Origin of the sequence: Micromonospora halophytica (assembly GCF_900090245.1) — a bacterium.
Classification (GTDB): domain Bacteria; phylum Actinomycetota; class Actinomycetes; order Mycobacteriales; family Micromonosporaceae; genus Micromonospora; species Micromonospora halophytica.
Genome location: NZ_FMDN01000001.1, coordinates 68,992 through 79,801, shown reverse-complemented (window position 1 = coordinate 79,801; position 10,810 = coordinate 68,992). Strand labels below are relative to the sequence as shown.

The 10,810-nt window shown below is 74.3% G+C and carries 11 protein-coding genes; 4 read left to right on the top strand and 7 right to left on the bottom strand.

Translation table 11 applies throughout. The features are described 5' to 3' along the window. Positions 1–65: 65 nt before the first annotated feature. The gene (locus tag GA0070560_RS00365; RefSeq protein WP_091289841.1) at positions 66–836 is read right to left on the bottom strand and encodes a hypothetical protein; all 771 of its coding nucleotides are present in this window, start codon (positions 834–836) and stop codon (positions 66–68) included. Between the two features lie 214 nt (positions 837–1,050). Between GA0070560_RS00365 and GA0070560_RS28975 the strand changes: the two genes are divergently transcribed. After that, positions 1,051–1,344: a 4a-hydroxytetrahydrobiopterin dehydratase gene (locus tag GA0070560_RS28975; protein WP_211565720.1), complete on the top strand. Its 294-nt coding sequence runs from the start codon at positions 1,051–1,053 to the stop codon at positions 1,342–1,344. Further along, a complete protein-coding gene (locus tag GA0070560_RS00360) occupies positions 1,341–2,492 on the top strand; it encodes an FHA domain-containing protein (RefSeq protein ID WP_211565718.1) in 1,152 nt (383 codons plus the stop codon). Before GA0070560_RS28975 ends, GA0070560_RS00360 begins: the two co-directional genes overlap by 4 nt. A 137-nt stretch (positions 2,493–2,629) precedes the next feature. Here the strand turns inward: GA0070560_RS00360 and rocD are convergent, their stop codons facing one another. The 3 genes from rocD to GA0070560_RS00345 all read right to left on the bottom strand — a co-directional run bounded on the left by rocD (position 2,630) and on the right by GA0070560_RS00345 (position 5,721). Beyond that, the gene (gene rocD, locus GA0070560_RS00355; protein WP_170839226.1) at positions 2,630–3,844 is read right to left on the bottom strand and encodes an ornithine--oxo-acid transaminase; all 1,215 of its coding nucleotides are present in this window, start codon (positions 3,842–3,844) and stop codon (positions 2,630–2,632) included. Next, positions 3,841–4,695, bottom strand: a complete 855-nt coding sequence (ddaH, locus tag GA0070560_RS00350; protein WP_342670409.1) for a dimethylargininase — start codon at positions 4,693–4,695, stop codon at positions 3,841–3,843. Before ddaH ends, rocD begins: the two co-directional genes overlap by 4 nt. A gap of 318 nt (positions 4,696–5,013) precedes the next feature. Further along, positions 5,014–5,721 carry a DMT family transporter gene (locus GA0070560_RS00345; protein ID WP_245675299.1) on the bottom strand — a complete coding sequence of 236 codons (708 nt, stop codon included), beginning with the start codon at positions 5,719–5,721 and terminating at the stop codon, positions 5,014–5,016. Between the two features lie 138 nt (positions 5,722–5,859). Here GA0070560_RS00345 and GA0070560_RS00340 point away from each other — a divergent pair, with 138 nt between their 5' ends. Then, positions 5,860–6,669 carry an Fpg/Nei family DNA glycosylase gene (locus GA0070560_RS00340; RefSeq protein WP_091290794.1) on the top strand — a complete coding sequence of 270 codons (810 nt, stop codon included), beginning with the start codon at positions 5,860–5,862 and terminating at the stop codon, positions 6,667–6,669. Between the two features lie 12 nt (positions 6,670–6,681). On the opposite strand, the gene GA0070560_RS00335 is transcribed toward GA0070560_RS00340, so the two are convergent. The 3 genes from GA0070560_RS00335 to GA0070560_RS00325 all read right to left on the bottom strand — a co-directional run bounded on the left by GA0070560_RS00335 (position 6,682) and on the right by GA0070560_RS00325 (position 10,240). Continuing rightward, complete coding sequence (locus GA0070560_RS00335) at positions 6,682–7,548, bottom strand: aminoglycoside phosphotransferase family protein (protein WP_091289836.1); 867 nt, start codon at positions 7,546–7,548, stop codon at positions 6,682–6,684. 160 nt (positions 7,549–7,708) lie between these two features. After that, on the bottom strand, positions 7,709–9,079 hold the full coding sequence (locus tag GA0070560_RS00330) for an FAD-dependent oxidoreductase (protein WP_091289833.1): 1,371 nt from the start codon (positions 9,077–9,079) through the stop codon (positions 7,709–7,711). A 24-nt stretch (positions 9,080–9,103) separates the two neighbouring features. Beyond that, positions 9,104–10,240: a carboxylate-amine ligase gene (locus GA0070560_RS00325; protein ID WP_091289831.1), complete on the bottom strand. Its 1,137-nt coding sequence runs from the start codon at positions 10,238–10,240 to the stop codon at positions 9,104–9,106. Between the two features lie 153 nt (positions 10,241–10,393). Here GA0070560_RS00325 and GA0070560_RS00320 point away from each other — a divergent pair, with 153 nt between their 5' ends. After that, positions 10,394–10,708: a DUF6412 domain-containing protein gene (locus GA0070560_RS00320; protein WP_245675298.1), complete on the top strand. Its 315-nt coding sequence runs from the start codon at positions 10,394–10,396 to the stop codon at positions 10,706–10,708. Positions 10,709–10,810: the final 102 nt, after the last annotated feature.

Below are 10,810 nucleotides of genomic sequence, written 5' to 3'. Positions count from 1 at the left end.
CGGGGGCGGCACGCGCGACGGGGCGGCACCGATCGGTGCCGCCCCGTCCGTGGGTCATGCGGGGGTCAGCCTCCGAACGCCTTGATCAGCGCCTCCGGAGCTTCGATGGTCTGGCTCGCCGCCGGCTTCTCCGGCTGCACCGGGGCGCCGAAGTCGGTGTAGGTGGTGGTCAGCTTGCCCGCCGCCGGGTGCAGGACTGTGGTGTCGACGACCAGTTCGACCAGCCGGCCCTGGTCGTCGGTCTTCGCGGTGAAGGGGACCGCCTCGGCCTTGGCGCCGAGCGCCTGGATGCTCTTGTCGTCGGGCTTGGCCTTGGAGTAGTCCAGCGTGCCGGCGAAGCTGTGCTCGCCGGTCTTCTCCACCTCGGTCACCCCCTTGATCATCTGCTTGGCGCCGCCCGGGTCGCCGTCCGGCATCAGGTTCATCTGGCCGCCGGCGCCGAGCCGGGTGGCGTCCAGGTGCAGCCACTGCTTCGGCGCGCCGGACATGCCGCTGATCTTCATCCAGGCGTCGCCGCCGATGGTGATCATCCGGACCTTGCCCTGGGCGCCCATGTCCATGGTCATGTCCATGGACTTCGTCCGCGGGTCCATCAGGCCGCCGCCCTTGAGCGCCGACGAGGTGATGGTGGCCCGGACGCTGTCCTCGTTGAGCTTGAGCGCGGCGGCGGTCAGTTCGCCGAGCGGGTCCGCCGGGGCGCTGCTGCTCGGGGCGACGCCGGTGGCGCTTCCGTTGCCGGCTGGAGCGTCCGCTCCGGTCTGGTTGCCGCAGCCGGTCAGCAGACCCAGCGCGGCGACGAGCGCGACCCCCGTGGTCGCCAGCCGTCGAGTGTTCATCGTGGAGTGTCTCCTCGTGAAGGGTGGGCCGGGGGGACACGATGCGCCTGCCCCGGCCGGGCCGTCGGTCAGCGTAACGGTGAGGCGCGACAGTGGGTGTACCCGCGCCGTCCGCGCGTCGCCTTCCGTGACGGATGCTCACGCTGCGTACGCAGGTGGTGGTGGCGGCCGACGCCTCCGGCCGCCCGCGCGGGCTCCCGGTAGGGTTCGGGGCATGGCGGACCTGCTCACCGCGGAGGCGGTGCGAGAAGAGTTGGGCGGGCTGACGGAGTGGTCGGGCGACCCGACCGGGATCGGCCGTACCGTGCAGCTGGGCAGCTTCCCCGACGCCATCGCCGTGGTCGACCGGGTGGCGGTGGTCGCCGAGCGGCTCGACCACCATCCCGACATCGACATCCGGTGGCGGACCCTGACCTTCCGTTGCGTCACCCACTCCGCCGGTGGGGTCACCCACCGTGACGTGGAGTTGGCGCGTCACATCGACGACATCGTCCGGAGCGTCCGATGAGATTCGAGATCAGCAAGGTGCTGGACGCCATCGAGGGGCGGGTCTGCACCGACCCCTCCCTGGCCCGGGCCGTCCTGGACCTCGCCGAGGTGATCCGCTACCAGGACCTCGACGGTGGCCGGCCGGCCAGCCTGCTGCGGCTGGGCATGGTCATCGACGCCCTGTCCCGACAGTTGGAGGAGGACAGCGTCCCGGTCTACGCCGTGGTGCACCGGGCCCTGCTCTCCGACGCCGACCTCACCTCCAACGAGCGCATGGTCGTCCGGCGCTGGGCCGACGACGGGCTGGTCGAGGTGCTGGACAATCCGGGCGACCGGATGCTGGAGGTCGCCGACCTGCTCGGCCTGCCGGTACTCACCCGGGTCCGCTTCGACGGCCTGCGCGGCCGCTTCCCCTGGCTGGTGGAGCAGCCGGGCCGAGTGCTCGCCTCGGTGCCCGGCGCGGGTGGGCCGGTCTTCGTCGCCCACGTCGGCGGCGGGCCGAAGCCGGTCGCCGGGGACCGGTCGCCGGTCGGCGAGAAGCTGCTCGCCCGGCAGTGGCGTTGCCCCGAGCCGGGCTGCGCGCTCTTCGGCGGCGGCGGGGGCGGCGGCGCCTTCGCCGACCTGGCCCGGGTGGAACGGGCCCCGGCCGGTCAGCCGCCACCGTCGCTGCGCAACGGGGCGCCGACCTGCCCCCGGCACGGCACCCGGCTCTCCGATGCCGGCCCGCGCCCGCGCAGCGAGGTGCTCGCGGTACGCATCGGCGGGCTGATCCGCCGCCGGTTCGTGCTGACCGAGGAACAGCCGGTGATGGTCGGCCGGGCGCCCGAGGGCAGCGGCGGGATCATGCTCGGCCAGTGGCTCAACGACGAGGCACGCCGCTGGATCAGCCGTAACCACATCCGGCTCGAACTGCGGGTCGGCGAGGTGATCGTGACCGACGTGAGCACCAACGGCTCGGGCATCCGTCCCAACGGCTCGATGACCGAGTCGGAGCGGATCGCGCTCGCGCCCAAGCAGTCCCGGGTGCTCGCCGGGGCCGACATGGTGGAGCTCTACCCCGGCGTCCAGGTCGGCCGGGCCGACGAGCTGCCCACCGGCGCCCCGTTCACCCCCACCTCGGTGATGGCCGAGGCCCCCACCATGGCGATGCGCCTGCCCCGCCCCTGACAGTCCCGCTGCCGACCCGAGGCGGTCAGGCGGTGGGCCGCGCGACGGGCCGACGTCGTCGTCGCGTTCGGGGGAGCGGCGGAGAGCGCGACGGGCGCCGGACCGAGGGTCCCGGCGCCCGCCTCGGCGTACGGAGGTCAGCCGGCCAGCACGGCGGCGAGCTGGGCCACCGTGTGGTCGATCTCCTCCTCGGTGATCACCAGCGGCGGGGCCAGCCGGATGGTGGAGCCGTGGGTGTCCTTGGCGAGGACGCCCCGCTCCATGAGCCGCTCGCAGGCCTGACGCCCGGTCATCAGCGCCGGGTCGATGTCCAGGCCGGCCCAGAGGCCCCGGCCCCGGACGGCGACCAGGCCCTTGCCGACCAGCGACTGGAGGCCGGCGTGCAGCCGGGCGCCCAGCTCGGCGGAGCGGTGCTGGAACTCGCCGGTGGCCAGCAGCCGGACCACCTCGGTGGCGACCGCGCAGGACAGCGGGTTGCCGCCGAAGGTCGAGCCGTGCTGGCCCGGCTTCAGCACCCCGAGCACGTCGGTGTTCGCGGCGACCGCCGAGACCGGCACGATGCCGCCACCGAGCGCCTTGCCCAGCAGGTACATGTCCGGCACGACGCCCTCGTGCTCGCAGGCGAAGGTGGCGCCGGTCCGGCCCAGGCCGGACTGGATCTCGTCGGCGATGAACAGCACGTTCCGCTCGGTGCAGACCCGGCGTACGCCCGGCAGGTAGCCCTCGGGCGGCACCACGACACCCTGCTCGCCCTGGATCGGCTCCAGCAGCACGGCCACGGTGTTCTCGTCGATCGCGGCGGCCAGCGCGGCCAGGTCGCCGTAGGGGACGATCGTGAAGCCCGGGGTGTACGGCCCGAAGTCGGCGCGCGCGTCCTCGTCGGTGGAGAAGCTGACGATGGTGGTCGTACGGCCGTGGAAGTTGCCCTCGGCCACCACGATGTTGGCCTGGCCCGGGGCGACGCCCTTGACCTGGTAGCCCCACTTGCGGGCGACCTTGATGCCGGTCTCCACCGCCTCGGCGCCGGTGTTCATCGGCAGCACCAGCTCCTTGCCGCACAGCTCGGCGAGCTCCCGGCAGAAGTCGGCGAACTGGTCGTGGATGAACGCCCGGCTGGTGAGGGTCAGCCGGTCGAGCTGCTCGTGCGCGGCCCGGATCAGCGTCGGGTGCCGGTGGCCGAAGTTGAGGGCCGAGTAGCCGGCGAGACAGTCCAGGTAGCGGCGGCCGTCCACATCGGTCAGCCAGGCACCCTCCGCGGAGGAGATCACCACCGGCAGCGGGTGGTAGTTGTGCGCGGTGTGGCGCTCCGCGTCCCGTACCGCGGCCGGAGTCCGCAGCATGTCCTCGATCACTTGCTCGCCTTTCCCTGACGGAGTCGCAACGTGCAGCACTTCGGTCCGCCGCCGGCCTTGCGCAGCTCGGACAGGTCGATCCCGATGGTCTCGTAACCCCGGTCGCGCAGCTTCGCGGCCAGGTCGGTGGCCTGCGCGGGCAGCACCACGTGCCGGCCGTCGCTGACCGCGTTCAGGCCCAGCACCTCCGCGTCGGCCATGGTGGCGTGCACCGCGTCGGGGAAGAGCCGGCGCAGCACGGCCTGGCTGCCGGGGGAGAACGCCTCCGGCAGGTACGCCACGGTCCGCTCGTCGAGCACGGTCAGTGCGGTGTCCAGGTGGTAGAAGCGCGGGTCCACCAGCTGCATGGTGATCACCGGGTAGCCGAAGACCTCCTGCAACTGGGCGTGCGAGGCGTGCGCGGTGCGGAACCCGGTGCCGGCGAGCAGGTGGTCGCCGGCCAGCAGGACGTCGCCCTCACCCTCGTTGACGTGCTTCGGGTCGTACAGCTCGAAGCCGGCGGCCTCGAACCAGTCGCGGTACGCGGGGGCCTCGTCGGCGCGCTGCGGGTCACGGAACTGCACGGCCATCGCCTTGCCGTCGATCACCGTGCCGCCGTTGGCGGCGAAGACCATGTCCGGCAGCCCGGCGACCGGGTCGATCAGCTCGACCGAGTGGCCCAGGTCGAGGTAGGTCTGGCGCAGCTGTTCCCACTGCCGGATGGCGAGGCCGGCGTCGACCGGCGCGGTCGGGTCCATCCACGGGTTGATCGCGTAGTCGACGGCGAAGTACGTCGGCCGGCACATCAGGAAGCGCTGGCTGGTGGCGTCCATCGTCATGTCCTGCTCCTGGGGTCGGGCGCGCCCGGCCACCGTGGCCCACGGGCTGGCGCCGTTGGTCAACGGTATGCGGCACCCGCCGACGACATCCACCGCCGAGGCTTGCGTAGGCCGTCGAAACGTTGCGTCTGAGCAGCCTCGGCCGACGGATCGTTGTGCCGGCGTTCGCTCCGGGCGCCAGCGCCCCGGGTGGTCCGGCGGACGTGACCGCCCCGGGAGGCGTCACCGGGTGGTCCGGACAGGCTTCGGGGGCGGCGCGAACGCCGCCCCCGGAAGAGGATGTGCCCGCTGGTGAACCACCAGATCCCTCGGGCGTCGCCGGCATCCCACCGGCGAGCGGGACAGTGCCCGTCAGAGGCGATCCACAAACTGTGAGTCGAGCCACTCCCGGAGCCGGGCCACCCAGTCGCCGTCGGTGGTCGGCCAGTCGAACTGTCCGGTCAACGCGACGACGCCGAGCACCACGGCGGCGAGGCCGACCAGCATGCCGATCAGCGCGTCGGTCTTGCCGGCCACGTGCCGCCGCCGGGTGGCCAGCAGACCGAGGACGGCCAGGACCGCCCCTACCGCGCCGAGCGCGATGCCGTACCCGGCGAGGGTGCCGGTGAGCACGAAGAGCGCCCCGGCCACCGAGACGATCAGCCCGAGGGTGGCCAGCAGGCTGGCCCGGGGCTTCGGGCCGGCGACCACCCGGGTCTCCTCCCGGTCCGGCACGCCGGCCCGGTCCAGGTCCACGGTCCGCTCCGCCGTGGGGTCGGCCAGCGGGGTCCGTCGGGTTTCGTCGTCGATCGGCGCCACCCGGCCGGACGGTCCGCGCGGGGGCGGCGCGTCCGTGGGGCGTGCGGGCGCCGGGCGGTCCGGCGCGCCACGGTCGGCGGCCCGGCGTGCCGCGTCGGCGTCGCGCTCGCTGTCGGTGGCCGACGTGCTGCTGCGGTACGTCGCCGCGTCGGCGTCCCGGCCGGTCACCACCGGCTGCCCGTCGCGTTCGTCGATCCGCCCGTCGCCGTCGGTGTCCTGCGTCGGCTGGGAGCGCCGCCGCGAGAGCGAGGGAATGTTCACCACAACACCTCCTTGTCCGTGCGTGGAGGCCTCGGAAGGATCGGTGGCAGCCACGCGGTAACGGTGGGGATGTACCCGGCGCGGCGATCGACCACACTCGTCGTGGGGACGGGCCGCCGGCCCGGCTACCGTGGACCGGTGCCAGAGGGACACACCATCCACCGCCTGGCGGCCCGGCACGCCGAGCTGTTCGCCGGCGACAAGGTCATCGCCGTCAGCCCGCAGGGTCGGTTCACCGACGGCGCCGCCCGGCTCTCCGGCACCGTCCTCGACACCTGCGAGGCGTACGGCAAGCACCTGCTGCACCACTACGCCGACTCCACCACCCTGCACGTGCACCTCGGCCTCTACGGCCGGTTCACCGACGGCGACGGCGAGCCACCGGAGCCGGTCGGGCAGGTGCGGCTGCGGCTGACCAGCGACCGGCACTGGCTCGACCTGCGCGGTCCCACCGCCTGCGAACTGCTCACCCCGCCCGAGGTGGCGGCGCTGCGCGGCCGGCTCGGCCCGGACCCGCTGCGCGCCGACGCCGACCCGGAGCGGGCGTACGCGCGGATCCGCCGCAGCGGCACCCCGCTCGCCGCGCTGCTGCTGGACCAGTCGGTGGTGGCCGGCACCGGGCTGATCTTCGTCACCGAGGCACTGTTCCGGGCCGGACTGCCGCCGACGCTGCCCGGCCGAGCGCTGACCCGGGCCGGCTGGGACGCCCTCTGGGCCGACCTGGTCGAGCTGATGACGCGGGCCGTCGCCCACGGGCGGATCGACACGGTCCGCGACGCCCACCTGCCGGAGGCGATGGGCCGCCCGGCCCGCGTCGACCGGCACGGCGGCGAGGTGTACGTCTACCGCCGCCCCGGCGCGCCCTGCCACGTCTGCGGGTCGGCGGTCAGCCGGGGCGGGCTGGCCGGGCGCAACCTCTACTGGTGCCCCACCTGCCAGGCCGGCTGACCGGGCCCGGCGTCACGCACCGTCGACCAGCCAGCGGACCACCTCGACCTGGTTCGGGAAGAACGTGTCCCCGCCCAGGCTCCAGGCCAGCGTCTGGCCGATCGTCCAACCGAGCACCCGCTCCCGGTCCAGCCCCAGCGCCCCGGTGATCCGGTCCAGCCGGCGGTGCACCGCCTCCGGCGAGTGCCCCAGCTCGGGACCGCGCACGATCGGCGCCACCGCGAACTCCCGCTCGCCGGCCAGCGGCTTCGGGTCGATCACCAGCCACGGCTCCCGGCCGGCCCGCAGCACGTTGCCGGCGTGCAGGTCCTGGTTGACCAGCACTTGCTCGCCCTGGGTGCCGGCCAGGTCGGCGAGCCGGCCCAGCGCCGCGTCCAGCAGCCGACGCTCGTACGGCCGGCCGGCCCGCTGCCACTTCTCCGGCAGCCGTGCCATCCAGCCGGCCGCCTCCTCGGCGAGCGGGGTGAACGGGGCACCCGCCGGACGCCACAGCCGGGGCAGCAGCCCGGCGACCACGTCCAGCGCCTCGTCCGGTGGCAGGTCGTACAGCGGGGTGCCGGGGCGGCACCGCTCGACCAGCAGCGCCCGGCGGTGCGGGTCGTGGGCGAGCAGGCGTACCGCCGCGTCGCCGGCCCAGGCGTCCAACGCGTCCGGCTCGTGCAGACTGTCCTGGTCGGGGTACTGGAGCTTCAGCACGGCGGGCGTGCCGTCGGGCAGTTCGGCGGGCATCGCCAGCGACGCGAAGGCGTACGGGAAGGGCGGGCCGAGCCGCAGCGACCAACGCCGCGCGCACTCGTCACGCCATTCGGGCAGCACCGCCAGCCACTCCCGCCCGGCCGGCACCCTGCGCACCCACGACAACTGGTCGGGAATCTCCATCCGACCATCCTGGACGAACGACCACCTGTCCGTGGGCCGGGTTGTGGTTCCGCCACGACCTCAGGGCCGCCAGCCGGCGGCGGTCAGCGCGGCACGGAGTTGCCCGGCCACCTCGTCCGGTCGGCGGCGGACGTCGAAGGCGGTGAAGCGGTGAAGACCCTCAGCGGGCGAGGGCGTCGACCGCTTTGCGGGCGGCGATCAGCACCGGGTCCCAGACCGGCGCGTACGGCGGGGCGTAGCCGAGGTCGAGGGCGGTCATCTCGTCCACCGTCATGCCGTTCCACAGCGCCACGGCCAGGGCGTCGATCCGCTTGGCCGCCTCGGCACGGCCGACGATCTGCGCGCCGAGCAGCCGGCCGGTGGGGCGCTCGGCGATCAGCTTGATCGTCATCGGCCGGGCGCCCGGGTAGTACCCGGCCCGGTTGGTGGACTCGGTGATCACCGAGACGAACTCGAAGCCGGAGGCGGCGGCGTCCCGCTCGCGCAGACCGGTCCGCCCCACCTCCAGGTCGCAGACCTTGGTCACGGCGGTGCCGATCACGCCGGGGAAGGTGGCGTACCCGCCGCCGATGTTGATCCCGGCGACCCGGCCCTGCTTGTTGGCGTGGGTGCCGAGCGGGACGTGCACCGGGAGCCCGCTGACCAGGTGCAGCGTCTCCACGCAGTCGCCGGCCGCCCAGACGTCCGGCACCCCGACCACCCGCATCCGCCAGTCCACCCGGATCCCGCCGGTGGGGCCGAGTGGCAGGCCGGCGGCCTCGGCGAGCGCGGCGTTGGGGCGTACCCCGAGGCCCAGGACCACGACGTCCGCCGGCAGCGACCCGTCGGCGGTGACGACCGCGGACACCCGGCCGTCGCGCTCGTCGACCCCGGTCACCTCCACCCCGGTACGGACGTCGATGCCGACCTCGCGCATGGCGTCGACGGCCAGTGTCGCCATGTCCGGGTCGACGGTCGACATCGGCTGCTCGGCCTGCTCCACCAGGGTGACGGAGAGCCCGCGCTTGATCAGCGACTCGGCCATCTCCACCCCGATGTAGCCGCCGCCGACCACCACCGCGCGGCTGGGTTTCGGCTCGGCGTCCAGCCACTCGCGCAGCGCCGCGCCGTCGTCGAGGGTCTGCATGCCGAAGACCCCGGCGACGTCGCCGTCGGCCCAGGCGGGGCGGACCGGGACGGCGCCGGCGGCGTACATCAGGGTGTCGAACCGCTCGCGTACCTCGCCGCCGCGGTCCAGGTCCCGGGCGAGGACCTCGTGGCGGTCGAGGTCGATGCCGGTGACCTCGGTGCGCAGCCGCACGTCGATGTCGTAGTCGGTGCGGAAGGTCTCCGGGGCGCGGGCGATCAGCTCGTCGCGCTCCTCGACCACGCCGCTGATCCAGTACGGGATGCCGCACGCCGAGTACGACGTGAAGTGCCCCCGCTCGAAGGCGACGATCTCCAGGTCGTCGCGACCCCGGCGACGACGGGCCTGCGAGGCCGCCGCCATCCCGGCGGCGTCCCCACCGATCACGATCAGCCGTTGCGCCACGGTGCCCAGTCTTCCACGGAAGGATCAGCCACGGGTCTGCCGCGCCACGTCGGCCACCACGTCCTCCAGCCGGCCGGACCGGGCGAAGACGGCCCGCTGCCGGGCGGCCCCGCTGCCGTGCCGGCGCAACCCGCCGAGCAGGTCGGTGACCTCGGCGAGGTCGCCGTGCTCCTCCAGGGCCGGGCGGATCCGGTCGACGAGCCGGTCCAGCAGCTCCCAGGCGGGGCGCAGCTCGCCGTTGCCGAGGTCGACGCCGTCGCCCTCCAACCCGTCGTGGGCTGCCCGCCAGTGCGCGGCGACCAGCAGGTGGTGGTCGGAGTTGACGGCCGGCCGCCCCTCGGCGATGTCCGTCAGGGCGGTCGCCACCAGGGCCCGGACCAGGGCCGCGACCAGCACCGCGTCGTCGACCGACGGGCAGACGTCGCCGATGCGCAACTCCACCGTCGGGTACTTCGCCGACAGCCGGGCGTACCAGTAGAGCATCCCCTCGTCGAGCATCACGCCACTGGCGACGAGCTGTCGGATCAGCCGCTCGTAGTGCTCGTGGGACGCCAGGAACGGGGTGGGAGCGACCGACGGCCAGTGCTCCCACTCGACCGAGCGCCAGCTCGCGTAGCCGGTGTCCTCGCCCCGGGCGAAGGGGGAGTTGGTGGTCACCGCGTGCAGCACCGGCAGCCAGGAACGGACGTGGTTGAGCACCTGCACGCCGGTCTCCGGGTCGGGGACCCCGACGTGCACGTGCATGCCGTTGTTGCCGGGGCCGGGCACGAGCAGCCGGAACCGCTCGATCATCCGGTCGAAGCGGGGCTTGTCGACCACCGGTGGGACGGGGCCGTCCACCGGACCGGTGCCGATGGCGAGCAGCCGTACGCCGGCCCGCTCGGCGGCGTCGGCCAGCGCGGCGCGCAGCACCCCGAGGGAGTGCCGGATGGAGCTCAGCTCCAGCCCGGGCGGGCTGCCGATCTCGATCTGGCTGGTCTGGAACTCCCGTTCCACCTGGCCGCGCAGTTCCGGCGGCACCTGCTCCATGACCAGGTCGACGGCGGGCACCGCGGCGCCGGTGTGCGGGTCGACGAGCAGGAACTCCTCCTCGACGCCGACGGTCAGCAGGTCGGTGCCCTCCGGGGTCGTCGGCGTCGCCTCCGCCACCTGGCTGGTCATTGCCACCACCGTCCGTTCCCGCCGATCACGGGCCGTCCGTGTCGGTCGGGTTCCGGTTACCCACGGTGGCGACTGCGGGAAACTCGGCTGTGGCGCGTCGGTGGCGTGTCGCGATCCGGCCGATCGGTGGACGCCGGGTCCTAGGCTGGGCCTGTGCCGGGTCTGCTGGTGGCGGTGACGGGGCGGTGGGTGTACGCGCTCACTGCGCTGACGCTGCTCGCGGACCGTCCGGCCGAGTTCCTGGCCGGCGCTGCCCTGGTGGCCGCGCTGCTGCTCGCGGCGCTGGTCGCGGCCCGGCCCCGGCTCGGCGGCGGCGCGTCGCGCGGTGGCCGGTGGGCCGCCGGCCTGCGGGAGCGGGCCCGGCGTCGCCGGGTGCCGCGCCAGGTCGACCCGGACGCGGCGGGGCGGCCCCGGCCCCGGGCACCGGGTCGCGTCCTCTCGGTCGGGTGGCGTCCGGCCGCGGGCTGAGCCCGCGCCGCCGCCCGACCGGTTCCGTCGCCATCCGTCCCGCAGGCGATCTCGGCAGCCGTCCCGCACGAGCTGCCGCCGACCGTCGCGCTGGGACGTCCG